The organism is Streptomyces harbinensis (assembly GCF_900116145.1).
GTDB lineage: Bacteria > Actinomycetota > Actinomycetes > Streptomycetales > Streptomycetaceae > Streptomyces > Streptomyces carpaticus.
The window spans coordinates 19649-45656 of sequence record NZ_FPAB01000005.1 but is presented as its reverse complement, the minus strand read 5'-3'; the positions used below and the strand labels follow the sequence as shown (position 1 = coordinate 45656).

The following is a 26008-nucleotide window of genomic DNA, read 5'->3' as shown; positions in this document are numbered from 1 at the left end:
CCGGCGCGCCCGGTGCCGTACCGGATCGGACGACGGGTCTCGGCCACGGGTCTCCGCGCAGTGCGTACGGCCGCGTACGCTGTGCCGCGAGCCATCCCCCGTACGCCGGCACCCCTACGCCGTACCGCCGTTGCCCGCCCTACCTCCCGCGAGACATGACGTCTGAATCGACACCACCGACGGCCGAGGGCCGCGAACTGTTCGACGGGCTCCAGCACGAGGTGGCCGTCTTCGCCCGCCGCGCCGAACAGAGCCGCCTCGGCGCCCTCGGCCCGGCCCGCAACTCCATGGACCGCGCCGCCTACCTGCTGCTCAGCCGGCTCGACCAGGAAGGGCCCACCGGAGTGAAGGCCCTCGCCCACGGCATGGGCATCGACTCCTCCACCGTCACCCGGCAGGCGGCGCCCCTGGTGGAGGCCGCCCTGGTCCGCCGCGCCGCCGACCCCGACGACGGACGGGCCGTGGTCCTCCAGCTCACCCCGCGCGGCAGCGCCCGGCTGGAGGAGATCCGCTCCTCCCGCCGCGAACTGATGGCGCTGCTCACCGAGGAGTGGACCGAGGGGGAACGTGAGCAGATCCACTCCCTGCTGCACCGCTTCAACGCCGCCATGGCCCACCTGCACACGGGAGGCGGCGGGCCGGCCACCTGACGGCCCGCCGCCCGGCCCCGGCTCTAGCCCAGGGCCTGCCGCAGATCCGCCAGCAGGTCGTCGACCGCCTCGATCCCCACCGACAGCCGCACCAGATCGGCCGGCACCTCCAGCGCGGAGCCGGCCACCGAGGCATGCGTCATCCGCCCCGGGTGCTCGATCAGCGACTCGACGCCGCCCAGCGACTCGCCCAGCGTGAAGACCCGCGTGCGGTCACACACCGCCACGGCCTCCTCCTCGCCGCCCGCGACCCGGAAGGACACCATTCCGCCGAAGTCCCGCATCTGCTTGGCCGCGACCTCGTGCCCCGGGTGCGAGGCCAGACCCGGGTAGTACACCTGGGTGACCTTCGGGTGCGCCGCCAGCGCCTCCACGATCCGCGCCGCGTTCGCGCTGTGCCGGTCCATCCGCACCGCCAGCGTCTTGATGCCGCGCAGCACCAGCCAGGAGTCGAACGGGCCCGCGATCGCGCCCATGGCGTTCTGGTGGAACGCCAGCTCGCCGCCCAGCTCCTCGTCCGCCGTCACCAGCGCGCCGCCGACCACGTCCGAGTGGCCGCCCATGTACTTGGTGGTGGAGTGCACCACCACGTCCGCGCCCAGCGCCAGCGGCTGCTGGAGGTAGGGGCTCGCGAAGGTGTTGTCCACCGCAAGCCGCGCGCCCGCCGAGCGGGCGATGTCCGCGATCAGCGCGATGTCGGTGATGCCGAGCAGCGGGTTGGACGGCGTCTCCACCCAGATCAGCTTCGTCTCGGGGCGCACGGCCTCCCGCACCGCCGCCGGGTCCGAGGTGTTGGCCACCGACCACGCCACGCCCCAGCGCTCCACGACCTTGGCGATCAGCCGGAACGTGCCGCCGTACGCGTCGTCCGGGATCACCAGGTGGTCGCCCGGCTTGAGCAGGGTGCGCAGCAGGCAGTCCTCGGCGGCCAGGCCCGAGGCGAAGGCGAGCCCGCGCCGGCCGCCCTCCAGGGCGGCGAGGTTCTCCTCCAGGGCGGTACGGGTCGGGTTGGCCGACCGGCTGTACTCGTAGCCGCCGCGCAGTCCGCCCACCCCGTCCTGCTTGTAGGTGGACACCTGGTGGATGGGCGGCACCACCGCGCCGGTGGCCGCGTCGGGCTCCTGCCCCGCGTGGATGGCAAGCGTCTCGAAGTGCTGCCTGCTCCCGTGCTCAGTCATGAGTACACCGTAATGGGCCGTACGGTGGAGACAGCCCGCCACAACAAGGGCCATAGGCTGTCCGCACCGTCGAAATCCTGTCCGGGGGAGCCGCCCGCCATGGAAGTCCTTCTGTTTCTCGTCGCCATCACCGCCATCTTCGGCGTGGTGGTGATGCCCGCCCTGCGCCGGCGCAAGGAGCGCCAGGAGCTGGAAGCCGCCGCCCGGCGGACGGCGGGCGGCCCCGCCCAGGGCCCCGGCCCGGGTCCGGGTCCGGGTCCGGCCTTCGGCGGGCGCGGCGGGGACGACGAGCCGTACCACGACACCGGCCTCGTCCCCGTCGATCAGCTGGATCTGCGGCTGCCGGGCCCCGACCCGGAGCTGGTGACCACCCTGGAGGAGGTCCGGCGCACCCAGAACTGGCGTCCGGCGGGGCATCTGCTGGCCATGACGGACGACAACGAGCTGCGCTGGCAGCGCGTGCAGTCCCTGGCGGGCGCCGCCGCCATGGAGCTGGCGCACTGGCGCGCCTCCGGGCAGCCCACCGAGGACGCTCCGGCACCCGGCGACGGCCGGCTGTCGCTGTCCAAGGAGGCCCCCCGGCACGACGCGGGCTGGCTGCGCCGCTGGCGGCAGGAGGAGCCGGCGGACGTGGGCGGTGCGCAGGTGTACGCGCAGTTCCTGGTCTGGCAGGCGATGTCCGACACCGGTTCGGCGGACCACCGGATCGTGCTGGAGGAGGCCCGTACGGTCGCGGGCGAGGCGGCGCGGCTGGCGCCGGACGACCCGATCCCGTACATCACGGAGTTGTTCATCGCCCGGGGCCTCAGCTACCGGCGGCCGGATTTCGAGGCCCTGTGGGCGAAGGTCACCCAGCGCGACCGGCAGCACATGGGCGCGCATCTGGCGGCCCTGCCGTACTTCGCGGAGAAGTGGCACGGCTCCCGCCAGGACGCCGAGGGCTTCGCCCGCTCGGCGGCGGGCGCGGCCCCGGCGGGCAGCCTGCTGCCGGCGCTGCCGCTGTTCGCCGTGTACGAGCACCTGCCCGAGGTGCAGCTGTCCTCGGGCATGTACCAGGGTGCGGTGATCGGCGACGCGATCGAGGCGGCGCAGTACGCCGTGAACAACGTGCGGCCCGGTCACCCGGTGGAGGCGCACGTGCGCCATCTGCTGCTGTGTTTCCTGGTGCGCGCCGAGAGGTACGCGGAGGCGGCGGAACAGGTGCGGGCCGTCGACGGTTATGTGGGGGCGATCCCCTGGGTGGACGGGCAGCACCCGGCACAGGAGTACGCGGCGTACCGCGCGCTGGCGATCACCCGTCAGTAGGAGAGAGAAGAAAGATGATGCTGAACGCTTTCAAGACCCGGCTGCCGGGCCCCGAGGACGCCCTCCCCGGCCGCTCCGAGCCGATACTTGCCGACCCGGGCCGGCACACGGTGCTGGACACCCCGCTGGCCGGCCCGTACCCGGAGCACCTGGAGGTGGCGGACTTCGCGCTGGGCTGCTTCTGGGGCGCCGAGCGGCGCTTCTGGCAGACCGAGGGCGTGTGGACGACGCTGGTCGGCTACCAGGGCGGTATCACCCCGAACCCGACGTACGAGGAGGTGTGCAGCGGGCTGACCGGGCACACCGAGACGGTGCGGGTCGTCTTCGACCCCTCGCGGGTGTCGTACGCGGAGCTGCTGAAGGTGTTCTGGGAGTCGCACGACCCCACCCAGGGCTTCCGCCAGGGCAACGACGTGGGCACCCAGTACCGCTCGGCGATCCACACCCACTCGCCGGAGCAGCAGCAGGCCGCCGAGGAGTCGCGGGCGGCGTACCAGAAGGTCCTGGAGTCCTCGGGCTACGGCACGATCACCACCGAGATCCTCCCGGCGGCCGACCGCCCGTTCTACGTGGCGGAGCTGTACCACCAGCAGTACCTGGACAAGAACCCCGCCGGCTACTGCGGCCTCGGCGGCACGGGCCTGTCCTGCCCGATCGGCGTGGCCAAGGCCGGCTGACGGCCCGCCACACGCGGGCCGGGGAATTCGTTCGAAACCAACGGAGCGCCCCCGGCCCACGGGCATCGCCCGGCAGACAGCTGACGACTCCGTCCCCCGGCGCCGGTCCGGGGGACTGCACCTCACCCCCGTCGAGCGTCGTGGAACGCCTCACCGGACACCACCCGGGGAACCTCACACCGCACCGCGACGGCGACGCTCCGACCCTGATCCGCGAACCGGGTGTCCGGCCGACAGGGGCCCTCTGCCATCGGCGAATCTGCGGCAGGCAGAGAAGGGTCCCGTTCCGGGGTGGGGGCGCCGATGGTGGGGGGTGAGGGCGGCGAAGGGCGCCGCTTGTCGCTGAGGAGGGTGCGATGTCCGTGGTGCGTACGAGGGGGCCGTGGGCCGGGGAGGGTGATACGGCGCCGTCCCGGTTCGATGATCAGCTGGCCGACCGGCTGCTGGACCAGCGGATCGTCATGCTGGGGACCCAGGTGGACGAGACGTCCGCGAACCGGGTGTGCGCGCAGTTGCTGCTGCTGGCCGCCGAGGATCCGCGGGCCGGGATTCTGCTGTACATCCACAGCCCGGGCGGCTCGGTCCACGCGGGGCTCGGGATCTACGACACGATGCGGATGATCCCCAATGATGTGGCCACCCTGGCCGTTGGGTTCGCCGCCAGCATGGGGCAGGTGCTGCTGACCGTCGGCACGCCCGGGAAGCGGTACGCGCTGCCGCACACGCGGATCATGATGCATCAGGGGTCGGCGGGTATCGGGGGGACCGCCGCCGATGTCGCGATCCAGGCGGAGAACCTGGAGCACACCCAGCGGACCATGGAGCGGATCATCGCCGAGCACACCGGGCAGAGCGAGGAGACCATCCGCCGGGACGGGGACCGGGACCGGTGGTTCACGGCGCAGGAGGCGCTGGAGTACGGGATGGTGGACCGGGTGGTGACCTCGCTGGACGAGGTGCGGCCGGCCGGCGGGGCGCGGAAGGCGGGGTTCTGAGATGGCGCAGTACACGATTCCGACCGTGGTGGAGCGGACGCCGAACGGGGAGCGGGCGTACGACGTCTACAGCCGGCTGCTGTCCGAGCGGGTCATCTTCCTGGGGACCGAGATCGACGACGGGGTCGCCAATGTGGTGATCGCGCAGCTGTTCCATCTGGAGGCGGCGGCGCCGGAGCAGGAGATCTCGCTGTACATCAATTCGCCGGGTGGCTCGTTCACGTCGCTGATGGCCATCTACGACACGATGAGCTTCATCACCGCGCCGGTGTCCACGTTCTGCGTGGGGCAGGCGGCCTCGACGGCGGCGGTGCTGCTGGCGGGCGGGGAGCCGGGGCGGCGGGTGGTGCTGGAGCACGCGCGGGTGCTGCTGGGGCAGCCGGCCAGTGGGGGGCGGCGGGGCACGATCTCCGATCTGAGCCTGGAGGCGAAGGAGTTGGCGCGGATCCGGGCGCAGGTGGAGGAGGTGCTGGCCCGCCACACCGGTCGCGGGGTGGCGCAGTTGCGGGCGGACCTGGACCGGGACCGGGTGTTCACGGCGCAGGAGGCGGTCGCGTACGGGCTGGCCGACCAGGTGCTGTCCCGGCGGGATGCGGCGGCGATGGTGACCGCCACCTGAGCACCGGAAGGGTTCAGGCGGCCAGCAGCAGGGTCTGACCGGCCTGCCGTACGGGGGCGGCCGGCCGGGTGAGGGAGGTGACCCGGGCCGGGCCGGCCAGTTCCCGGTGGGCGAGGGCCAGCAGGTCGGCGAGGGTGAGGCCGAGGGCGCGGGCCGCGGCGGCGAGGATCTCGGAGGAGGCCTCCTTGCGCCCGCGTTCCAGCTCGGAGAGGTAGGGCATGGAGATCCGGGCGGCCTCGGCCACGTCCTTGAGGGTACGGCCCTGGGCCAGCCGCTCACGGCGCAGGACCTCGCCGATGAGGTGCCGCCACAGGGGCTCGCCGGCCGGCTGGTACGGGTGGCTGGTCATCTCCTCAGCGTAGAAGGCGAACGCCGGGCGGGGACCCCCGTGGGGTTTCGCCCGGCGCGAAATCCGCCGCCGCCGAGGGGTGTTACAGGGCGCTGCCGGCCTGCCACTCGTTCCAGTCCATGTTCCAGCCGTTGAGGCCGTTGTCGGGCTGGATGGTCTCGTCGGGCGAGTTGACGACGATGACCACGTCGCCGAGCAGGGACTCGTCGTAGAACCAGGCGGCGTCCTGCTCGGGGTCGCCCGCGCCCTGGACGTCGGCGAGGCCGACGCAGCCGTGGCTGGTGTTGGTGGAGCCGAAGATCTCCGGCGCGCTCCAGTAGTTGCCGTGGATGAAGGTGCCGGAGGTGGAGAGCCGCATGGCGTGCGGCACGTCCGGGATGTCGTACTCGCCCTTGCCGTCGTCGTCGGTGAACCCGACGGTGGCGCCGTTCATGCGGGTCTCCTCGAACTTCTCGGAGATCACCATGGCGCCGTTGTAGGTGGGGTTCTCCTCGCTGCCGGCGGAGATCGGCACGGTGCGCAGGGTGCGGCCGTCGCGGACCACCGTCATCTGGTGGGTTCTGGCGTCGACGGTGCTGATCTGGGAGCGGCCGACGTCGAAGCTGAAGGTGCGGTCCTGGACGCCGGTGATGCCGGGGGCGCCTTCGAGGCCGTTGAAGTCCAGGGTGACGGTGACGTGGGTGTCGGCCTGCCAGTAGTTCTGCGGGCGGAAGTCGAGGCGCTTGTCGCCGAACCAGTGTCCGACGACGTCCTGGCCGCTGCTGGTGTTGATCTCCACGGCGGCTTCGACGGCGGCCTTGTTGGTGATCTCCTTGTCGAAGTTCAGCGAGATGGGCATGCCGACGCCCACCGTGGAGTTGTCCTCGGGGGTGAAGTTGCCGATGAAGCTGTTGTCCGGGGAGACGGTGGTGAAGGTGGCGCTCTCGTGCGCCTTGCGGCCCTGGCCGTCGCCGGCCTGGACGACCAGCTCGTAGCGGGTGGCCCGCGAGAGCTGGCCGTCGGGGCTCCAGCCGGTGCCGTCGGCGGATATGGTGCCGGGCACCTCGGTGTCGCTGTCGATGGCCCGCATGGTGACGGTGTCGAGTGTGCCGTTTGTCACATGGACGGCGACACTGTCGGTGATGCCGACGTTGTCCGCCATGTCACCGGGGGTGATGGAGATGTCCGCGTCCGAGATGTCGGCCGAGGCGGCGTCGCTCTCCGACGCCGTCGGCCGGCCGGCCTTGGCGTCGTCCGCCCCGTCGCCGTCGCCGCCCCGCAGACCGCAGGCGCCCAGAGTGAGCACTCCGGACAGCAGCACCGCCACACCGGCGGCGCCCCTGCGCCGCATGCCGTCCCTCATCGTCAGCCACTCCATCCCCGCCGGGGCTCCCGGTGACGGCGGCCCCGGCGGCATTGCGTTGCTCTGCTTCGCGCGGAAAAGACGCCCTTGGGATCATTCGTCCGGGCATCTCGCGTGACAACGCGGGCGGCGTTCGAACCGTTCCCCCTTTTAGGGAATCTTTGTCCTATTAGTCGTCACTGTCCCACGTCTCCTCCGGATCGTACTCCGCCAGCTCGCTGCTCCAGGACGCCTGCGCCAGCTCCACCCCCGGCACCTCGGCCACCAGATCCACCGGGTCGAGCAGGTACGCGATCGCCTCCGCCGGGTCCTGCGCGACCGCGTCCGCCGCCTGCCGGCGCTCCAGCTCCGGCATCTGCTCGTCCCCGTGGATCCGCGCCCAGGCGGCCCGGATCACCTCGTCCGCGTCCGTCAGCTCCAGCACCATGTCCACCCGGACCCGGACATGGCGCGCCGCCTCGGCCGCGATCGGGTACATCTCTTCGCTGCTACTCATGACACGGAGAGTAACCGCCGCCTCGGACAGCTCTTCCCCGCGACCCGCATGGGCGCCTAACATCGCTCTCGGCACCACCCCAGCCACCGCTACACCCCCACCCCCCGCTCCCCCCGCTCCGTCCCCAGGAGGCCCCCGTGGCCGAGCACCGTGCTACCCCGAACAACCAGCCGCTGATCACCGGCCTCGTCGCCGCGGCCGTACTGGGTCTGGTCTGGCTGATGCCCACCGCGCACGCCGGGAGCGAGGCCGGCGGCGAGGACGCGGTGGGCAACGACGCCGTCAGCGAGCACCAGGTGCCCGCCGAGGAGTAGCGGCAGGGGGCGGGTCAGCCGAGCGGTCCGGTGACCGCCTCGGTGGCCGCCACCAGTGAGCCGGCGCGGACGAACTCCTCCGCCGCCGCCAGATCGGGCGCCAGATAGCGGTCCTCGCCCGCCCCGCCGACCCCCGCCGCCCGGACCGCCTCCAGCACGGCGCGGGCGGCAGGACCCGGGCGCAGGCCCTGGGCGGCCAGCCCGTCGCGCAGTTCCAGGGCCCGGGTCGCCGCGCACAGCTCCACCGCGATCACCCGGGTCAGCCCGGCCACCGCCGTCCGCAGTTTGCGGGCCGCCGACCAGCCCATCGAGACGTGGTCCTCCTGCATCGCGGAGGACGGGATCGAGTCCACCGAGGCGGGTACGGCCAGCCGCTTCAGTTCGCTGACGAGCGCGGCCTGCGTGTACTGGGCGATCATCAGTCCGGAGTCCACGCCCGCGTCGCCGGCGAGGAACGGCGGCAGGCCGTGCGAGCGGTTCTTGTCCAGCAGCCGGTCGGTGCGGCGTTCGGTGATGGAGGCGAGATCGGCGACGGCGATGGCCAGGAAGTCCAGGACGTAGCCGAGCGGCGCGCCGTGGAAGTTGCCGTTGGACTCCACCCGCGCGGGCCGGCCGCCGGCCGCCGGGACGACCACCGGGTTGTCGACGGCGGCGGCCAGTTCGTACCCGGCCACCCGCCGGGCGTGCTCCAGGGTGTCCCGGCCGGCGCCGGTGACCTGCGGGGCGCAGCGCACCGAGTAGGCGTCCTGGACGCGCGGGGCGTCGTCCTGGTGGTGGCCGGTGAGGCCGGAGCCGGCCAGGACGCGCAGCATGTTGGCGGCGCTGACGGCCTGTCCGGGGTGCGGGCGGATGGCGTGGAGTTCGGGGGCGAGCACCCGGTCGGTGCCGAGCAGCGCCTCCAGGGTGAGGGCCGCGGTGATGTCGGCGGCGGTGAAGAGGCCGGCCAGGTCGGCGCAGGCCATCAGCAGCATGCCGAGCATGCCGTCGGTGCCGTTGAGGAGCGCAAGACCTTCCTTCTCGCGCAGCACGACGGGGCTGATGCCGTGTTCGGCGAGGAGTTCGGCGGCGGGGCGGATCCGGCCGTCGGGGCCCTCGGCCTCGCCCTCGCCCATGAGGGTGAGGGCGCAGTGCGACAGCGGCGCCAGGTCGCCGGAGCAGCCGAGCGATCCGTACTCGTGGACGACGGGGGTGATGCCGGCGTTGAGGACGGCGGCCATGGTGTCGGCGACCTCGGGCCGTACCCCGGTGTGGCCGGAGGCGAGGGTTTTCAGCCGCAGGAACATCAGCGCCCTGACCACCTCGCGCTCCACGCGCGGGCCCATCCCGGCGGCGTGCGAGCGGACGATGTTGCGCTGGAGGCGGGCGCGCAGTTCGGGGCTGATGTGGCGGACGGCGAGGGCGCCGAAGCCGGTGGAGACGCCGTAGACGGGTTCGGGGCGGGCCGCGAGGTCCTCCACGGCGGCGCGGGCGGCGGCCATCGCGGTCCGGGCGGCGGGGGAGAGTTCGACGCGGGCGCCGTGCCGGGCGACGGCGACGACATCGGCGGGGGTGGTGCCGGAGGGGCCGACCACGAGGGAGTGCATAGCCATATTCACAGAGCCTAAAGAGTGAATCGATAACCGTCACAGAGGGGGCCGGAACCGGACGTACGGCGCCGGGTCACTCCCGCCCCCGGAACCTGCGCCGTTCGGGCTCACCGGGGGCGTACACGGCCGGCGCGTCCGCCATCCGCAGCGCCGCCCGGCCCTCGGCGCCGCGCCCGGCCACCACCGGGCCCGGCGCGTGGGTGGCCTTCGCCCGGTACTGGGCGGCGTCCGCCAGCCGGAACAGCCGTCGCGCGGTGGGCGGCGGGCCGACCCCCTCACCCGTACCGGCGATGCCGCAGGCCACCCCCTCGCCCAGCGCGAGCCCCGCCGCCCCGCGGCACAGCCCGTCGACCGCCGCCTCCACCTCGGTGTCCGGGTGGCCGGTGACGACCAGCGCGAACTCGTCCCCGCCGAGCCGGGCCGCGAGCGCCCCGGGGAACGCGGCGGCGCACAGCGACAGCAGCCGCCCGAACCGTTCCAGCAGCCGGTCCCCGGCGGCGTGCCCGTAGGTGTCGTTCACCTTCTTCAGGCCGTTGACGTCGCAGACCACCAGCGTCAGCGGCTCGCCGCCCGACCGGTGCGCGGCCACCGCCTCCGCCAGGCGCTCGTCCACCGCGCGGCGGTTGCCGAGCCCGGTCAGCGGATCGGTGAACGCCAGCCGCCGCACCCGCTCCAGCCGCTCGTACTGGGCCAGACCGGTGGCCGTGACCGAGGCCAGAACCGCCGCGAACTCCGCCTCGTCCGGCGTGAACACCGCAGCCCCCGCGTCCCGCGCCACATACAGCTCGCCCCAGGCGCGGTCGGCCAGCACCACCGGCGCCGCCACACAGCAGCCGCGCCCCTGCCGGCGCAGCGCCGCCCCGCGCCGGGGGCCGTCGGCCCGCTCCACCCAGGCCCGGGGTTCGTGCGGGGAGGCGAGCGCGATCTCCGGGAAGTCCCGCACCGCGTACGACTCGTCCGCCGGGAACTCCTCCTCGCCGGCCACCAGCCGGCCGGTGTTCACCAGCACCCGCAGCCGGCCGCGTTCGCGCTCCCAGACCGACAGCGCCGCGAACGACCCGCCGAGCGCCGTCCGGGCGCCCTCCGCCGCCGCCCGCGCCACCTCCGGCAGGCGCACCGCCCCGGCCATCGCGGCCACCAGCGCGGCGACGGCCCGCACCCTGGAAGCGTCCATGCGCCTCAGGCTATGCGCGCCGCGCGGGCACCGCCCGGCGGCCTGCTCCACCCCGGCGGACGCGGGGCGGCGGACGGTGCGGCGGACGGAGCGAAGGACGGGCCGGCCGCCTCAGCCGGTGACCGTGGCCAGGAACGCCGTCCACGCCGGGCGCGGAAACCGCAGCACCGGGCCGTCGCCCCGCTTGGAGTCCCGGACCCCGACCGCACCGCCGGGGAACCTGGCCACTTCCGCGCACTCGGAGTTGCCCTTCAGCGAGTACGAACTCCTGCGCCATCTGACGGCCGGCTGCCGCTCCACGCCCACCACCCCGCCCTCCGTGCTGTGTCGGGTCACGGACAGGTCTACCCGGCTACTCCCCCGGCCAGTCCGGGGTGCGCTTCTCGTTGAACGCCGCCACACCCTCCGCCCGGTCCCCCGAGAAGGCCACCGTGCGCCAGGCCGCGTCCTCCACCTCAAGACCGGTCGGCAGGTCGAGCCCGAACCCGGAGCGCAGCGCCCGCTTGGCCGCCCGCAGCCCGACCGGGGAGTTGGCCGCGATCCGGGACGCCAGCGCCAGCGCCTCGGTACGGTCCTCGCCCTCCCCCGTCAGCCGGTCGATCAGGCCCAGCGACAGCGCCTCCTGCGCCGCCACCCGGCGGCCGGTGAACACCAGCTCCGCCGCCCGCGCCGCGCCCACCCGGCGCGGCAGCAGCTGGGTGCCACCGCCGCCCGGGATCACGCCGACCGTCACCTCCGGCAGCCCGACCACCGCCGTCGGGTCGGCCACGATCAGATCGCAGGAGAGCGCCAGTTCGAAGCCGCCGCCGAGCGCGTACCCGTGCACCGCTGCGATCACCGGCACCGGCAGGGTGAGGACACCGGTGTACGCGGCCCGCGCCAGCGGGCGCTGGCGGCCGAGTTCGGCGTCGCTCAGCGCGTTGCGCTCCTTGAGGTCCGCGCCGACGCAAAACGCCCGCTCGTGGGTGGAGCTGAGCACCACCGCCCGGACCTCCCGGGCCGGTGCCGCCGCCAGCGCCGCGCACGCCTCCGCGATACCGCGCGCCATCGCCGTCGAGACGGCGTTCATCGCCGGGACGCGGTCCAGCACCAGCTCCGCCACGCCGGTGTCCGCGTCCCGGCGGACCTCCACCCACTCGCCGTACCTCACCGGCTCACTCCCCGCCTCGTCTCGACAGCAGCCACGGTTCCACTATCCCCAGCCCGCGCACCGGCCGCTGGTACAGCGGCTGGAGCGCGAACCGGTAGGCGCGCGCGTCCCGCGCGCTCACCGTCTTCTCCGACTCCGGGGCGAGCCCGGCCGAGGTCAGCTCGTCCCGCAGGGCGCCGTCCACCAGCACCATGTCCTTGGGCGCTATCGAGGTGAGCCGGCTCGCCAGATTCACGGTGTTGCCGAAGACGTCGCCCATCCGCGTCGTCACGGTGCCGAACGCGATACCGACCCGCAGCTCCGGCATCATCGGGTCGTCGCCCAGGGTCTCCACCAGCCGCAGCCCGATGTCGGCCGCCGTGCCCGCGTCGTCCGCCGCGAACAGCACCTCGTCGCCCAGCGTCTTGATGAGCCGCCCGCCCTGCGCCGCGACCTGGTCGGCGGCGGTCGTCTCGAACGCCTCCACCAGCTCGCCCAGCTCCTCCTCCTCCAGACGCCGGGTCAGCCGGGTGAAGCCCACCAGGTCGGCGAAGCCCACCGCCAGCCGCCGGTCCACCATCTCGGCGTCGTCCTGCGCCTGGACCACCCGGCCGGTGGCCGCCGCCAGCTGGCGGCGCCACACGTACACCAGGAACTCCTCCAGTTCCGGCAGCAGCAGCTCCACCAGCGGGTACGCCACCTCGGTGCGGGTCATGCCCGGCTCCGGCGGCTCGATCAGGCCCTCCAGGAAGGAGTCGATCTGCCAGTCCGCCAGCCGGGCCGTGGTCTGCCCGGTGGACCTGGCCACCTGGATCGCCATCGACTCGCTCAGCAGCCCGGCCTCCACCAGACCGCCGAGCCGGCGCAGCGCCAGCACGTCCGCCTCGGTGAGCACCTTGGCCTGCCCCACATCCGGGAAGCCCATCGCCCGCCAGAAGCGGGTGCCCAGGTCCAGCGAGACCCCGGCGGCACGCGCCGCCTGGAACGGGGTGTACTGCCGCTCGGATCCGATGATCAGCTGCTCGATGCGCAGCGCGATGGTATCGTCACCGGTTCCGTCGGGCGGGGCGCCATCCGCATCAGCCACGGTCACTGCCCGCCCTCGCCCACGCCCACGCGAACGCCACCGGGGTGGGGTTCCCTCCGCTGCGCACTGCCGCCGCCCTACCGTTCCTGCTCGCTCACGCCCATCGCGTGCTGTCCATCGCACAACCCTACGGCAGGTGTGCCCTAAGTCACGCGGGGCGTTGCCGGGCGATCACCGCAGGTGCACGATGTCGGCCGCGTCGACGGGGCGCTGTACGGCGTCGGCGTCGGCGATCACCAGCCGGCCGGTGCCGTCCAGGGCCACCGCCTCGCCGCGTACCTCGGCGCCGCCGGGCAGCAGGGCGCGCACGGTGCGGCCGAGCGTCGCGCAGCAGGCCGCGTACGCCGGGAGCAGTCCGGCGGCGCTCGCGTCGCCGCCGGCCGCCGTCCAGCGGCCGTACCAGTCGGCGAGGGAGCGCAGCAGGGCGCGCAGCAGGGGGTCGCGGTCGGTGGTGCGGGCGCCCGCGAGCAGCAGTGAGCCGGCGGTCGGTACCGGCAGCTCGTCGGCGCGCAGCGAGACGTTCACGCCCATGCCGAGGACGACGGCGGCCGTGCCGTCCGGCAGGGTCACCCGTTCGGCGAGGATGCCGCCGAGCTTGCGTTCGGTGCCGTCCACCGTCACCAGCAGATCGTTGGGCCACTTCAGGGCGGTCTCCACCTCGGCGACCGGGCTGAGCGCGGTGACGGCGGCGACGCCGGCCAGCAGCGGCAGCCAGCCCCAGCGTTCGGCCGGTACGTCGTGGCCGGGGGTGAGCAGCACGGAGACGAACAGACCGGAGCGGGCCGGGGCGTTCCACCGCCGGTCCAGCCGGCCGCGTCCGCTCAGCTGCTCCTCGGCGACGAGAACGGTGCCGGGTGCCGCCGCGCCGGAGGTCGCCGCTGCCGCCAGGTCGGCGTTGGTGGAGCCGGTGGACTCGACCACCGTGAGGCCGGTCCACAGGGCGGCGGGACGGACCAGGGCGGTGCGCAGGGCCCGGGCGTTGAGCGGGGGCCGGTCCAGGTCGGACCAGCGGCCGGGGGGAGGGGTCATGGGCTCACCCTAGGCCGTGCGTGCCCCGGCGAGGCGCGCGATCTTTGGCCGGTTCGCGCTGTGATCCACGCCGCACCGCCGGCCCGGCCGTGCCCTGGATACGCTACTTTCCGGTAGCCCACCCGAGGACGAGTAGGAGCCGCGTACCGTGCCCGAATTGTCGCCCCAGGACACCAGCCCCGACCTGCACACCACGGCGGGCAAGATCGAGGACTTCCGGCTGCGGGTGGCGGAGGCGGTGCGCGCCGGCTCCGACCGGGCGGTGGCCAAACAGCACGCCAAGGGGAAGGGGACGGCGCGCGAGCGGGTGCTGGCGCTGCTGGACGAGGGGTCGTTCACCGAGCTGGACGAGTTCGCCCGGCACCGTTCCACCTCCTTCGGCATCGAGCGCAACCGCCCGTACGGGGACGGGGTGGTGACCGGCTACGGAACCGTCGACGGCCGCCCGGTGGCCGTCTACTCGCAGGACTTCACGGTCTTCGGTGGCTCGCTGGGCGAGGTGTACGGCGAGAAGATCGTCAAGGTCATGGACTGGGCGCTGAAGACCGGCTGCCCGATCATCGGCATCAACGACGGCGGCGGGGCCCGGATCCAGGAGGGCGTCACGGCGCTCGGCCTGTTCGCCGAGATCTTCCGCCGTAACGTGCACGGCTCGGGCGTCGTCCCGCAGATCTCGCTCATCATGGGCCCGTGCGCGGGCGGTGCCGTCTACTCCCCCGCGATCACCGACTTTACGGTGATGGTCGATCAGACCTCGCACATGTTCATCACCGGACCGGATGTGATCAAGACGGTCACCGGGGAGGACGTCGGCTTCGAGGAACTGGGCGGCGCCCGCACCCACAACGCCGTCTCGGGCGTCGCGCACCATCTGGCGGGCGACGAGAAGGACGCCATCGAGTACGTCAAGGCGCTGCTGTCGTACCTGCCGTCCAACAATCTCGCCGAGCCGCCCGCCTTCCCCGAGGAGGAGGCGGACCTGGAGCCGGACGAGGACGACCGGCAGCTCAACACGCTCGTCCCGGACTCCGCCAACCAGCCCTACGACATGCACCAGGTCGTCGAAGGGGTGCTGGACGACCGGGAGTTCCTGGAGACGCAGCCGCTCTTCGCGCCCAACATCATCACCGGCTTCGGCCGCGTCGAGGGCCGGCCGGTCGGGGTCGTCGCCAACCAGCCGCTCCAGTTCGCCGGCTGCCTGGACATCAACGCCTCCGAGAAGGCGGCCCGCTTCGTCCGCACCTGCGACGCGTTCAACATCCCCGTGCTGACGTTCGTGGACGTGCCCGGCTTCCTGCCCGGCACCGACCAGGAGTACGGCGGCATCATCCGGCGCGGCGCCAAGCTGATCTACGCGTACGCCGAGGCCACCGTCCCGCTGATCACCGTGATCACCCGCAAGGCGTTCGGCGGCGCCTACGACGTCATGGGCTCCAAGCACCTGGGCGCCGACCTCAACCTGGCCTGGCCCACCGCCCAGGTGGCGGTGATGGGCGCGCAGGGCGCGGTGAACATCCTGCACCGGCGCACGCTGGCCGCGCTGGAGGACGAGGGCGAGCGGGAGGCGGAACGGGCCCGGCTGACCGCCGAGTACGAGAACACGCTGCTGAACCCGTACGTCGCCGCCGAGCGCGGCTACGTGGACGCGGTGATCATGCCGGCCGACACCCGGCGGCACATCGTGCGCGGGCTGCGGGCGCTGCGGACCAAGCGGGAGCAGCTGCCGCCGAAGAAGCACGGCAACATCCCGCTGTAGACCGGGAGCCGGGAAGCCGGGAGACAGGCGGGGAACCGAAGGAGGAGTCGCTCATGATCCGTGTCGTGCGGGGCAATCCGACCCCCGAGGAACTGGCCGCGGCGGTCGCGGTGATGCAGGCGCGGGCCTCGGCCGCGGCCGGCACCACCGCCGCCGAGGCACCGCGCCAGCGGTGGGCCGGCCCGCGGCAGGCGGTGCGCCGCCCGCTGCCGGCGCCGGGGCCCGGCGCGTGGCAGGCCGCGTTCGGGCCGCGCGGGTGACGATCTGAGTAGCCGTACTCAGGCGGCCGGGCCGCTCGCGCGGGACCATCGAAGGATGCTGTGGTCCGACATGCGCCGCGAGGAGCCCTCCCGGGAAGCCAGGACCACCCGGGCGATGCTGCGCCGGGTGGGCTGGGTGATCGCCCTGGCCGGGCTGATCGGCACCTCGCTGGTGATGCTGGCGCAGCCGCCGGCGTAGGCCGGCGGCTGCGTCATCGGTCGTCCGGCCGGGGGTCAGCCGGTGACCGTCTCGTCGGCGGCCAGTGCGGTGGCCCGCTCGGTGAGCGTGGCGCGCAGCTGGTCGGCCGTGGCCGCCAGGGCGTCCGGGTCGGCGCCGTTGGCCCCGGCCGCCTCCAGTACCGCGTCCAGGGCCTCCAGCGCGCTGCCGGAGGCGAACCACTGCTGGTAGAGGTCGTGGTAGGCGTCGAGGTAGACGTCGTCGAAGGCGTCCAGCTCCAGGAAGCGTTCCTTGAGGATGTTGCCGCCCATCCCGCGCATCTCCCCGTCGCCGTCCGGTGCGATTTCCTCGCCGTCCGGGCCGACGAACCGCGGGCCACCACCCGCGCCGCCGTCCTCGCCGCCGCGGTCGCCGCCCGGCGGCATCCGGCCGCCGCCGCCCGGGCCGCCGCCGTCGGGGAACGCACCGTCCGGGAAGGCGCCCTCCGGGATCTCGACCCCGTCCGGGAACGCGCCGTCCTCCGGGAAGGCGCCCTCCGGGAACGCGCCGTCCTCCGGGAGAGCACCTTCCGGCAGCGTCCCCCTGGCGAATCCGCCCATCGACGCCTGGTCGTGCGGGCCCGCGGTGGCGTCCCCGCTCAGCGACAGGTTGAAGTCCCAGCCCAGCACCGAGAATTTCTTGGTGTCCAGGTCGTACCAGAGCAGATAGTTCTGCCCGGGACCGCTCATGTCGTCGAAGTTCATGAGCAGGTTCTGGGTCGCCACGTACGCCGCGAACGAATCCAGGTCGACCCGGTCGCCCAGCCCCGCCGCGAACTCCTCGTCGCTCGCCTCCTCGGCCCACTTGATCAGATTGATCAGCGGCTGGAGGTCCTGGCTGCCCTTCTTGGTGATCTGCTTGAACTGGTCCTGGTAGTCGGTCGGATCGTCCCCGACGTACGCGAAACTGCTGGACGCCCGCGCCTTGTACAGCACCCCGTTGCCGTCGATCTGCTCGGTGGCGTACCCGGTGCTCGGGTTCTCCACCAGCAACCGGGTGGCGGCCGGGCGGTTGTTGACGGTGAAGGTGGAGAACGCGTACCGCTCCGCGACCTGCCCCGAGTCGTCCATCAGCGACAGCATGAGCGCTTCGTTCAGCGCCAGGCTCTCGTCCGTGCCGGGCCGCACCGAGATCTCGGTGTGCCCCTGGTAAGCGCGGCCCTCGATGTACTGGTCGATCTTGATCAGCCAGGGCAGGTTCTCGGGCTCATCGGGGGAGAGTTCGATCATGTTCATCCCCCCGCCGCCCGCGACCCCCTCCTCGGGCAGGGCGATGTCCGCCGGGTCGAGCTCCTCGCCGTCCGGTCCCACGATCCGCAGCCCCGAGACGCCCATGCCCTCGCCGCCCAGCGAGCTGAGCGTGGAGTTGCCCTTCAGCCGGACGCCGACGGACTCGATGAACGTGCCGTCGATGGTGAGATCGGCCTCCATCCACTCCTTGTCGCCGTCCTCCTGGAAGGCGGTGATCAGCCGCTGGTAGTCGGCCTCGTCGTACTCCAGCGAGACGGTGTGCTCGGCGGCACTGTCGTAGAGGTCGGTGATGCCCGCGATGTTCTGGGTGATCTGCTCGCCGTCGCCGTCCGAGGCGCTGGTCACCAGCGCCGAGACCCGGGTGTCGCCGAAGTACACCAGCAGCAGGGCCAGCGTCACCGCCAGCGCCGCCACCGGCTTCCAGTGCTGCCGCAGCGGCACCGGCAACCGGTGGACGAGCCGGGCCCGCCCGCCGTCGCCCGTCATCAGAGGTCCGTCTGGTCGTAGCCGGTCAGGACGGTCACCCGCTGGCCCATGGTGCGCTCCGTCAGCGCCGCCACCAGGGCGCCCGGCTGCCGGCCCTTCTTCATCCGCACGGTGTAGAAGACCTCGCTGAGCGCCCCGCCGCGTATCGACTCGGTGCTGACCAGCTCGAACTCGGTGGTGAAGTCGATCAGGACGTCCTGGATGCGCTGGGTGTAGTCCTCACCGGCCGGCACCTGCACCTTGACGACCTGGCGCTGCACGTTCAGCTGGAACATGTTGAACTTGTGCATCACCAGGATGATCACGCAGATGGTGATGCCGGCGATGACGGCCAGCGCGTAGAACCGGGCGCCGCAGGCCATGCCCAGGCCCATCACCAGGAAGATGAAGCCGACATCCCGGGTTTCCTTGATGGCGTTGCGGAACCGCACCACCGACAACGCGCCGACCAGCGAGAACGCCCGGGCCAGGTTGGAGCCGACGACCAGCAGGATCATCGCCACGATGACGCCGATGATCACCAGCGTCTGCACATACGACTGGCTGTAGGACACATTGCGGTGGGTGGCGCGGTAGACGTAGCCGACCATCATGCTCAGCGCGAACGAGATCACCAGCGAGAGCACGATGTCGGCGACACTGAACGTACCGCTGAGGTCCTGGAGTTCAGAGAACACGGGCGTTTTCCTTCTGGAGGGCGGGGTCCGGGAGGGCTTCCTCACGGACGTGGAAGACGGAGCGCGGGGCCTTGCCGTGGGCCTCCACGCTCTGGACGTACTTGGAGACGCGGACCACGCTGAGGCTGCGCCGCGCCATCAGGTCGGTGATCCAGTACGGGACGCGCTCGTTGACCTTGACCTCCATCACGGTCAGCCGGGGCGGGATGATGTAACGGTTCTCCGCCGCCGCGCCGAAGTGGAAGTCGCGGTCGCGTCCCCGGATCCGGCTGTCGAACGTCACCCGCAGGCCCACGTCCTGGTCGCGGCCCTTGAGCGCTTCACGGCGGTAGCCGGTGATGACGGTGGGCCGCAGATCGAGCCGGACGAGCAGATCGACCACCTCGTGGCCGAACGGGCCGGGATCGACGAGTTCGCGGCCGTCGCACAGCCGACGGGCCGCCCCGTACGGCAGCCGGACCCGGCGCTTCTGGGTCACCCGGTTCACGCGCTGTTTGATCTCAACGAAGACCTGGCAGTCGTCGGTGACCGCGTCCAGCTCGCCGTAGTGCCGGATCCGCAGCTTGCGCCGGAACTTCAGGCCCTCGATCTTCTCCCAGTAGAAGCGGAGCGCCGGGGTGTCGTAGTAGAGACTCCACACCCCGTACCCACCCGGCGGGCTGTGTTCGTCCCGGTCCATGCGGCGGGCCAGCTCCGAGCGGATCGCGGGCACGTCCTCGTTCGCCACCAGGTACTTGATCTCGTAGCGGTTGAACGCGTGCAGCCTGCTGGCCACGCCCCGGGCGAGCCCGGTCTCGTCGTCGTCGGCGGCCATCCATCCTCCGTTCGATCGAATCCGAAGGGCCAACCAACAAGGCCGAGATGAGAAACGAATAAGAACCGCCTGTGAACGGTCTGAAGCGTTGGGATGAACGGCATCCGGCGCCGTTCGCGACCGGCCGGGACCGGGCCGGTGCCCCCGCTGGATACGCTGGCCGGCATGGACACCGCGCCCCGCACCCCCGCCCCCGGCACCCGGCGCCGCCTGGTGCTCGCCTCGCAGTCACCGGCCCGGCTCGGGCTGCTGCGGCAGGCCGGATTCGCCCCCGAGGTGATCGTCAGCGGCGTGGACGAGGACGCGCTGAGCGCCCCGTCCCCGCGCGCGCTCGCCCAGGTGCTGGCAGAGGCCAAGGCCGCGGCCGTCGCCGCGCTGCCGCGGGCCGCCGGGGCGCTGGTCATCGGCTGCGACTCGGTCCTGGACCTGGACGGGGAGGCCCTGGGCAAGCCGGGCTCCGCCGAGGAGGCCGTCATTCGCTGGAAGGCGATGCGCGGCCGGTCCGCCGACCTGCTCACCGGCCACCGGGTGATCGACACCGTCACCGGCCGGGCGGAGTCGGCGGTGGCGGCCACCACCGTCCGCTTCGGCACACCCGACGACGCGGAGATCGCCGCGTACGTCGCCACCGGTGAACCGCTGCACGTGGCGGGCGCCTTCACCCTCCAGGGCCGCTCCGCGCCGTTCATCGACGGCATCGACGGCGACCCGGGCAATGTGATCGGGCTGTCGATGCCCCTGCTGCGTACCCTGCTCGGGCGGCTCGGCGTCCGGGTCGACGAGCTGTGGGACCGGGACTGAGAGGGGCGCCGGTGCACCGGTGAGCACCGCCACGCGGCCGGCCGCCACGTTTCGTCCGCGCCGGGACACGGAGCGGAGCACATCGCACCGGCCGGGCGGCGCGGCGGGCGGGCTCCCGCGCACCTCCCGCGCCCACGGGGGCGCGGGCCCGGCCGCCCGCGAAAAAGAATCCGGGCCGCGTTTATGGAGTCCCAACAATCCGGGTGCGCTGTCCGCCCCCATCCGGGCCTCAGCCGAGCACCGCACGAGGTGGCGCCGAGCCGGGCGCGTACCGTGGTATCGCAGGGCAGCAGGCACCTCGTTCCACGCTCCCTCACCCACCGTGCGGAAAAGCTCACTCATCCGGGCGACTCGGCGCGGGGTGTCGTCAGTACCTAAACTCGGCTTGTTCCAAGGAGGGAGCCATCGTGCGTAAGGTGCTCATCGCCAACCGCGGCGAAATCGCCGTCCGCGTCGCCCGGGCGTGCCGTGACGCCGGCATCGCCAGCGTTGCCGTCTACGCCGAGCCGGACCGGGAGGCCGTCCATGTGCGCGCCACCGACGAAGCGTTCGCCCTGGGTGGTGACACCCCGGCCACCAGCTATCTGGACATCGACAAGGTCCTCAAGGCAGCCGCCGACTCCGGCGCCGACGCCATCCACCCCGGCTACGGATTCCTCTCTGAGAACGCGGAGTTCGCGCAGGCGGTGCTGGACGCCGGGCTGACCTGGATCGGCCCGCCCCCGGCGGCGATCCGCGACCTGGGCGACAAGGTGGCGGCCCGGCACATCGCGCAGCGGGCCGGCGCGCCGCTGGTGGCCGGCACCCCCGACCCGGTGAACGGCGCGGACGAGGTGGTGGCCTTCGCCGAACAGCACGGGCTGCCCATCGCCATCAAGGCGGCCTTCGGCGGCGGCGGGCGCGGCCTGAAGGTGGCGCGCACGCTGGAAGAGGTCCCCGAGCTGTACGAGTCGGCCGTCCGCGAGGCCCAGGCGGCGTTCGGGCGCGGTGAGTGCTTCGTGGAGCGCTACCTGGACCGGCCGCGCCACGTGGAGACGCAGTGCCTGGCCGACACGCACGGCAATGTGGTCGTGGTCTCCACCCGTGACTGCTCCCTCCAGCGGCGGCACCAGAAGCTGGTGGAGGAGGCCCCGGCCCCGTACCTGAGCGAGGCGCAGAACGCCGAGCTGTACCGCGCGTCGAAGGCCATCCTCAAGGAGGCCGGCTATGTGGGCGCCGGCACCTGCGAGTTCCTGGTGGGCCAGGACGGCACCATCTCCTTCCTTGAGGTCAACACCCGGCTCCAGGTGGAGCACCCGGTGACCGAGGAGGTCACCGGGATCGACCTGGTGCGCGAGCAGTTCCGGATCGCGGACGGCGAGGAGCTGGGGTACGACGACCCGCCGCTGCGCGGGCACTCCTTCGAGTTCCGCATCAACGGCGAGGACCCGGGCCGCAACTTCCTGCCCGCGCCGGGCACCGTGACGGCCTTCGTGCCGCCGAGCGGTCCCGGGGTCCGTCTGGACGCGGGGGTCGAGTCGGGTTCGGTGATCGGTCCGGCGTGGGACTCGTTGCTGGCGAAGCTGATCGTGAGCGGTGCGACGCGGGAGCAGGCGCTCCAGCGGGCGGCGCGCGCGCTGGCCGAGTTCCAGGTGGAGGGGATGGCCACCGCGATCCCGTTCCACCGCGCGGTGGTGGCCGATCCGGCGTTCGCGCCGGAGGTGTCCGAGGAGACGGCCGGGAAGCCGTTCGCGGTGCACACCCGGTGGATCGAGACCGAGTTCAAAAACACCATCGAGCCCTTCGGCGCCGCCGCCACGGCCGAGGAGGAGAGCGACACCCGCGAGACGGTGGTCGTCGAGGTCGGCGGCAAGCGCCTTGAGGTGTCGCTGCCGGCCACGCTGGCGATGCCGCTGGCGCGGGCGGCGGTGGCGGGCGGCGCGAAGCCGGCCCGGCGCAAGGCCGGCCGGCGCGCGGCGAGCGCGGCCTCGGGGGACACGCTGGCCTCGCCGATGCAGGGCACCGTGGTGAAGGTCGCGGTGGAGGAGGGCCAGCAGGTCGCCGAGGGCGAGCTGATCCTGGTGCTGGAGGCGATGAAGATGGAGCAGCCCATCAATGCCCACCGGGCCGGCACCGTCACGGACCTGAAGGCGGAGGTCGGCGGCGCGCTGTCGTCGGGCGCGGCGATCTGCGACATCAAGGACTGAGGGCGCCCCGCCCCTGCCGGAGCCCCCGGCCGCCTCGCCCGGCGGCCGGGGGCTCCGTGCGGTGGCCTTGCCGCCCACTGCGGGACGTGAGCGTGCCGGGGCGCGGGGGCCGTGCGGTGGCCTTGCCGCCCGCTGCGGGAAGTGAGCGTGCCGGGGCGCGCGGGCCGTGCGGCCGGTCCGCGCGGGACGGGCGGGGGTGCGCGGGACGCCGCCCGCGTGCCCGGGGAACCGGCGGACGGACCCGCGTGACGGACGGCGGTGCGCGGGACACCGCCCGCATGCCCAGGGCACCGGCCGGGGGGACGGACCGTCGTACCGGACGGCGGCGCCCGGGATCGGCGTGCGCGGAGCACCGCCCGGAAGCGGCGGACGGGCGAGCGTCCCGGCTGCCACCAACCCGGCGCGGCCGGACGGCCGCCGGGCGGCCCGGACGTGCGGACGGGGGCGGCGGACGGCGAACGTGCGGACGTGCGGACGTCACCGACGACGCGTCTCTGGCCGTCTTCTCCGCCCCCGACCCCCGGAGGGGTTCGTCCGTGGCACCACGGCCGCCGACGATCGGGCGGCCCGCTGCGGGAGGTGCGTGTGCGGGAGGCGGAAGGCCGGTTCGTTTCCGGGGAGTCCGGGGCGGTTCCACGCCGCGCGGCACACCGCTGCCGCTGTGCGGCGGTTCACCCGCGCGCATGGCCGGTGCCCTCACGGCGCGCGTCCGCCCGCGTTCACGCCGGTCCGCGCCGTCCGCCAACGCGGCCGTCGAAAGGCTGCGGCGACGGTCCGGCCGTCGGCCGGTACGTGTCGGCGTGACCCGCCGGCACCGGCGACTCCACCCCGGGGCGTGCCGGTCCGCCGAGGGGCGGTAGGCCGCTCTCGCGCGGCACCGCCGGAACACCCTGCCGCGCCGGCTCGGTGAGCCGGGCGGGATCGCCCCCGCGTACGGTTCCTCGTCACCCGCGGCCGGCCGGCCGGCGCCACGCTCCGCCGGTCCCCGCGCGCCCGTGCCGACGCCGGCGCCTGCGCCTGCGCCGCCGTGGCCCCGGGGGGGTCAGCGGCGGCGCTGGGCCGCCAGGTCGGACAGGCGCTGCTGGGCGGAGGGCGGTGTGATGGGCGGCGGGCCGGACAGCGGTGGCTTGCCGTGCGGCGGCTGGGCGCCACGGGGGCCGGGGAGCGTGCGCTCCCGCTCGCCCGGCTGGGCCCGGCCGGTGCCGCCCGCCACCGAGATGCGTACGCCCTGGTCGGCGAGCGCCTCCAGCTCCGTACCGGCCCGTGAACAGTCCGGCGGCGGCTGGTCGGTGACCAGGTGGGTGATCATCTCGGTGGGCACCGTCTGGAGCATGGTGTCCGCGCCGATCTTGGAGTGGTCGGCGAGCACCACGACATCCGAAGCGGCCCTGGCCAGCGCCCGGTCCACGCTCGCGGAGAGCATGTTCGAGGTGGACAGGCCGCGTTCGGCGGTGAGCCCGGCCCCGGAGAGGAACGCCCGGGTGACGCGCAGCCCTTGCAGCGACTGTTCGGCGCCGCTGCCGACCAGCGCGTAGCTGGAGCCGCGCAGGGTGCCGCCGGTCATGACCACCTCGACCCGGTTGGCGTGGGCCAGCGCCTGGGCCACCAGCAGGGAGTTGGTGACCACCGTCAGCCCCGGGACCCGGGCGAGCCGGCGGGCCAGTTCCTGCGTGGTGGTGCCGGCACCGACCACGATGGCCTCACCCTCCGTCACCATGGAGGCGGCGAGTTCGGCGATGGCGGCCTTCTCGGCGGTGACGGCCAGCGAGCGTTGCGGGAACCCGGACTCCCGGGCGAAGCCGCCGGGCAGGACCGCACCACCGTGTCTGCGGTCCAGCAGTCCTTCGGCCTCCAAGGCGCGCACATCGCGCCGCACGGTCACTTCGGAGGTCTGGACGACGCGGGCGAGCTCGCGGAGCGACACGGCCCCGTTGGCTCGCACCATTTCGAGAATCATCTGACGACGTTCTGCAGCGAACACGGAACCGACAGTAACCCTAACGACCGTCTGGTTTCACCAGGTTGCGGGGAATTACCGAAGTTGTCTGTACGTGCGCCCCCGGCGTGATATATGCCAGAGGCGCCTGCTTCGCGCAACCCGCGCTGACCAGTGTCTACTGTTCCTCGGCGACCTTGCTCGTCTGCAACTGCCGCGCCGTTTCGGCGAGCGAACCCGACAGGGACGGGTACACGGTGAACGCTTTTGCGATCTGTTCTACGGTCAGACTGTTGTCAACGGCGATCGAAATAGGATGAATCAGCTCGCTCGCCCGCGGAGACACCACGACGCCGCCGACCACGATCCCGGTCCCGGGACGGCAGAACAGCTTCACGAAACCGTCCCGCACCCCCTGCATCTTGGCGCGCGCGTTGCGCAGCAGCGGCAGCTTCACCACCCGCGCGTCGATCCGGCCCTCGTCCACGTCCGCCTGGGTGTAACCGACGGTGGCGATCTCCGGGTCGGTGAAGATGTTCGCCGAGACCGTCTTGAGGTTCAGCGGGGCCACCGCGTCCCCGAGGAAGTGGTACATCGCGATCCGGCCCTGCATCGCGGCCACCGACGCCAGCGCCAGCACCCCGGTCACATCGCCCGCCGCGTACACCCCGGGCGCCGAGGTGCGCGAGACCCGGTCCGTCCAGATGTGGCCCGACTCCTTCAGCCGGACCCCGGCCTCCTCCAGGCCCATGCCCGCGGTGTTCGGGATCGCGCCGACCGCCATCAGGCAGTGCGTGCCGGAGATGACCCGGCCGTCGGCGAGCGTGACCTCCACCCGGTCCCCGACCCGCTTGGCCGCCGCCGCCCGCGAGCGCGCCATCACGTTCATGCCGCGCCGCCGGAACACGTCCTCCAGCACGGCGGCGGCGTCCGGGTCCTCGCCCGGCAGCACCCGGTCCCGCGAGGAGACCAGCGTGACCCGGGAGCCCAGCGCCTGGTACGCGCCGGCGAACTCGGCGCCGGTGACGCCCGAGCCCACCACGATCAGCTCCTCGGGCAGCTCGGCGAGGTCGTACACCTGCGTCCAGTTGAGGATGCGCTCCCCGTCCGGGCGGGCGTCCGGGATCTCGCGCGGGTGCCCGCCGGTGGCGATCAGCACGGCGTCGGCGACCAGCTCCACCTCGCTGCCGTCCGGGTGCGTGACCGACACCCGGCGCGAACCGTCCGGCGCCTGCTGCGGGGCCAGCCGGCCCCGGCCCGGCAGCACGGTGACCCCGGTGCGGGTGACGGAGGCGGTGATGTCCTGCGACTGGGCCAGCGCGAGCCGCTTGACCCGCCGGTTGACCTTCCCGAGGTCCACGGCGAGAGCCGGGCCCTCCCCGCCGGGCAGCAGGATGCCCAGCTCGTCGTGGGAGGAGTCGAAGCTGGTCATGACCTCGGCGGTGGCGATCAGCGTCTTGGACGGCACGCAGTCGGTGAGCACCGAGGCGCCGCCCAGACCGTCCCGGTCGACCACGGTCACCTCCGCGCCGAGCTGCGCGGCCACCAGTGCCGCCTCGTAGCCGCCAGGTCCGCCACCGATGATCACGATCCGAGTCACATACCCCAGTGTCCCTTATGGCACCGCGCGGGGAACGTGCGACCCCCTGACTGTGACCTGTCAGACCGGGGCGTTGCGAAGCCCGTGCGAAGGCG

The 26008-nt window shown here is 73.1% G+C and carries 26 protein-coding genes; 11 read left to right on the top strand and 15 right to left on the bottom strand.

The window, feature by feature from the left end:
- Positions 1 to 155 precede the first annotated feature (155 nt).
- The gene (locus tag BM385_RS15165) at positions 156 to 650 is read left to right on the top strand and encodes a MarR family winged helix-turn-helix transcriptional regulator (protein ID WP_093843367.1); all 495 of its coding nucleotides are present in this window, start codon (positions 156 to 158) and stop codon (positions 648 to 650) included.
- Positions 651 to 673: 23 nt separating this feature from the next.
- On the opposite strand, the gene BM385_RS15160 is transcribed toward BM385_RS15165, so the two are convergent.
- Positions 674 to 1828, bottom strand: coding sequence for a cystathionine gamma-synthase (locus BM385_RS15160; RefSeq protein ID WP_019431429.1), 1155 nt, complete (start codon positions 1826 to 1828; stop codon positions 674 to 676).
- 99 nt (positions 1829 to 1927) lie between these two features.
- Between BM385_RS15160 and BM385_RS15155 the strand changes: the two genes are divergently transcribed.
- The 4 genes from BM385_RS15155 to BM385_RS15140 all read left to right on the top strand — a co-directional run bounded on the left by BM385_RS15155 (position 1928) and on the right by BM385_RS15140 (position 5424).
- Complete coding sequence (locus BM385_RS15155; RefSeq protein WP_093843366.1) at positions 1928 to 3133, top strand: hypothetical protein; 1206 nt, start codon at positions 1928 to 1930, stop codon at positions 3131 to 3133.
- 14 nt (positions 3134 to 3147) lie between these two features.
- Positions 3148 to 3810 (top strand): peptide-methionine (S)-S-oxide reductase MsrA, encoded by a 663-nt coding sequence (msrA, locus tag BM385_RS15150; RefSeq protein ID WP_019431431.1) that lies wholly within the window; start codon positions 3148 to 3150, stop codon positions 3808 to 3810.
- Positions 3811 to 4166: 356 nt separating this feature from the next.
- Positions 4167 to 4805 (top strand): ClpP family protease, encoded by a 639-nt coding sequence (locus BM385_RS15145; RefSeq protein WP_019431432.1) that lies wholly within the window; start codon positions 4167 to 4169, stop codon positions 4803 to 4805.
- A gap of 1 nt (position 4806) precedes the next feature.
- Positions 4807 to 5424: a ClpP family protease gene (locus BM385_RS15140; protein WP_019431433.1), complete on the top strand. Its 618-nt coding sequence runs from the start codon at positions 4807 to 4809 to the stop codon at positions 5422 to 5424.
- 13 nt (positions 5425 to 5437) lie between these two features.
- Here BM385_RS15140 and BM385_RS15135 read toward each other — a convergent pair whose 3' ends face one another.
- From BM385_RS15135 to BM385_RS15125, 3 genes are all read right to left on the bottom strand, one after another.
- A complete protein-coding gene (locus BM385_RS15135; protein ID WP_093843365.1) occupies positions 5438 to 5773 on the bottom strand; it encodes a helix-turn-helix domain-containing protein in 336 nt (111 codons plus the stop codon).
- A gap of 82 nt (positions 5774 to 5855) precedes the next feature.
- Positions 5856 to 7115, bottom strand: coding sequence for a L,D-transpeptidase (locus tag BM385_RS15130; RefSeq protein WP_254791597.1), 1260 nt, complete (start codon positions 7113 to 7115; stop codon positions 5856 to 5858).
- A 169-nt stretch (positions 7116 to 7284) separates the two neighbouring features.
- A complete protein-coding gene (locus BM385_RS15125; protein WP_192817026.1) occupies positions 7285 to 7611 on the bottom strand; it encodes a hypothetical protein in 327 nt (108 codons plus the stop codon).
- A gap of 137 nt (positions 7612 to 7748) precedes the next feature.
- On the opposite strand from BM385_RS15125, the gene BM385_RS27175 reads away from it, so the two are divergent.
- Positions 7749 to 7925 carry a hypothetical protein gene (locus tag BM385_RS27175; protein WP_019431437.1) on the top strand — a complete coding sequence of 59 codons (177 nt, stop codon included), beginning with the start codon at positions 7749 to 7751 and terminating at the stop codon, positions 7923 to 7925.
- A 14-nt stretch (positions 7926 to 7939) separates the two neighbouring features.
- On the opposite strand, the gene hutH is transcribed toward BM385_RS27175, so the two are convergent.
- The 6 genes from hutH to BM385_RS15095 form a co-directional block, all read right to left on the bottom strand.
- A complete protein-coding gene (gene hutH, locus BM385_RS15120) occupies positions 7940 to 9508 on the bottom strand; it encodes a histidine ammonia-lyase (RefSeq protein ID WP_019431438.1) in 1569 nt (522 codons plus the stop codon).
- 76 nt (positions 9509 to 9584) lie between these two features.
- The gene (locus BM385_RS15115; RefSeq protein WP_037755058.1) at positions 9585 to 10685 is read right to left on the bottom strand and encodes a GGDEF domain-containing protein; all 1101 of its coding nucleotides are present in this window, start codon (positions 10683 to 10685) and stop codon (positions 9585 to 9587) included.
- A gap of 111 nt (positions 10686 to 10796) precedes the next feature.
- Positions 10797 to 11021, bottom strand: coding sequence for a DUF397 domain-containing protein (locus BM385_RS15110; protein ID WP_254791595.1), 225 nt, complete (start codon positions 11019 to 11021; stop codon positions 10797 to 10799).
- 16 nt (positions 11022 to 11037) lie between these two features.
- Complete coding sequence (locus BM385_RS15105) at positions 11038 to 11835, bottom strand: enoyl-CoA hydratase/isomerase family protein (protein WP_019431441.1); 798 nt, start codon at positions 11833 to 11835, stop codon at positions 11038 to 11040.
- Between the two features lie 4 nt (positions 11836 to 11839).
- Positions 11840 to 12907 (bottom strand): adenylate/guanylate cyclase domain-containing protein, encoded by a 1068-nt coding sequence (locus tag BM385_RS15100; RefSeq protein ID WP_019431442.1) that lies wholly within the window; start codon positions 12905 to 12907, stop codon positions 11840 to 11842.
- Between the two features lie 165 nt (positions 12908 to 13072).
- A complete protein-coding gene (locus BM385_RS15095) occupies positions 13073 to 13930 on the bottom strand; it encodes a biotin--[acetyl-CoA-carboxylase] ligase (RefSeq protein ID WP_093843362.1) in 858 nt (285 codons plus the stop codon).
- Between the two features lie 157 nt (positions 13931 to 14087).
- Here BM385_RS15095 and BM385_RS15090 point away from each other — a divergent pair, with 157 nt between their 5' ends.
- The 3 genes from BM385_RS15090 to mmpB are packed head-to-tail and all read left to right on the top strand — an operon-like array spanning position 14088 to position 16145.
- Positions 14088 to 15686, top strand: coding sequence for an acyl-CoA carboxylase subunit beta (locus tag BM385_RS15090; RefSeq protein ID WP_019431444.1), 1599 nt, complete (start codon positions 14088 to 14090; stop codon positions 15684 to 15686).
- Between the two features lie 53 nt (positions 15687 to 15739).
- A complete protein-coding gene (locus BM385_RS15085) occupies positions 15740 to 15946 on the top strand; it encodes an acyl-CoA carboxylase subunit epsilon (protein ID WP_019431445.1) in 207 nt (68 codons plus the stop codon).
- 55 nt (positions 15947 to 16001) lie between these two features.
- A complete protein-coding gene (gene mmpB, locus BM385_RS26550) occupies positions 16002 to 16145 on the top strand; it encodes a morphogenic membrane protein MmpB (protein ID WP_019431446.1) in 144 nt (47 codons plus the stop codon).
- Positions 16146 to 16180: 35 nt separating this feature from the next.
- On the opposite strand, the gene BM385_RS15080 is transcribed toward mmpB, so the two are convergent.
- From BM385_RS15080 to BM385_RS15070, 3 genes are read right to left on the bottom strand one after another with little or no spacing between them, the layout of a single operon-like run.
- Positions 16181 to 17899, bottom strand: coding sequence for a CotH kinase family protein (locus BM385_RS15080; protein WP_093843361.1), 1719 nt, complete (start codon positions 17897 to 17899; stop codon positions 16181 to 16183).
- Positions 17899 to 18576 (bottom strand): DUF4956 domain-containing protein, encoded by a 678-nt coding sequence (locus tag BM385_RS15075; RefSeq protein WP_019431448.1) that lies wholly within the window; start codon positions 18574 to 18576, stop codon positions 17899 to 17901. The genes BM385_RS15080 and BM385_RS15075 overlap by 1 nt, the downstream gene beginning before the upstream one ends.
- Positions 18566 to 19390, bottom strand: coding sequence for a polyphosphate polymerase domain-containing protein (locus BM385_RS15070; RefSeq protein WP_019431449.1), 825 nt, complete (start codon positions 19388 to 19390; stop codon positions 18566 to 18568). Before BM385_RS15070 ends, BM385_RS15075 begins: the two co-directional genes overlap by 11 nt.
- 165 nt (positions 19391 to 19555) lie before the next feature.
- Here BM385_RS15070 and BM385_RS15065 point away from each other — a divergent pair, with 165 nt between their 5' ends.
- Both BM385_RS15065 and BM385_RS15060 read left to right on the top strand, forming a co-directional pair.
- The gene (locus BM385_RS15065) at positions 19556 to 20191 is read left to right on the top strand and encodes a nucleoside triphosphate pyrophosphatase (RefSeq protein WP_106438330.1); all 636 of its coding nucleotides are present in this window, start codon (positions 19556 to 19558) and stop codon (positions 20189 to 20191) included.
- A 407-nt stretch (positions 20192 to 20598) separates the two neighbouring features.
- Positions 20599 to 22377, top strand: coding sequence for an ATP-binding protein (locus tag BM385_RS15060; RefSeq protein WP_026047014.1), 1779 nt, complete (start codon positions 20599 to 20601; stop codon positions 22375 to 22377).
- A 1042-nt stretch (positions 22378 to 23419) separates the two neighbouring features.
- Here the strand turns inward: BM385_RS15060 and BM385_RS15055 are convergent.
- Both BM385_RS15055 and BM385_RS15050 read right to left on the bottom strand, forming a co-directional pair.
- A complete protein-coding gene (locus tag BM385_RS15055; protein WP_254791593.1) occupies positions 23420 to 24322 on the bottom strand; it encodes a DeoR/GlpR family DNA-binding transcription regulator in 903 nt (300 codons plus the stop codon).
- 169 nt (positions 24323 to 24491) lie between these two features.
- Complete coding sequence (locus tag BM385_RS15050; RefSeq protein WP_078575701.1) at positions 24492 to 25922, bottom strand: NAD(P)H-quinone dehydrogenase; 1431 nt, start codon at positions 25920 to 25922, stop codon at positions 24492 to 24494.
- Positions 25923 to 26008: the final 86 nt, after the last annotated feature.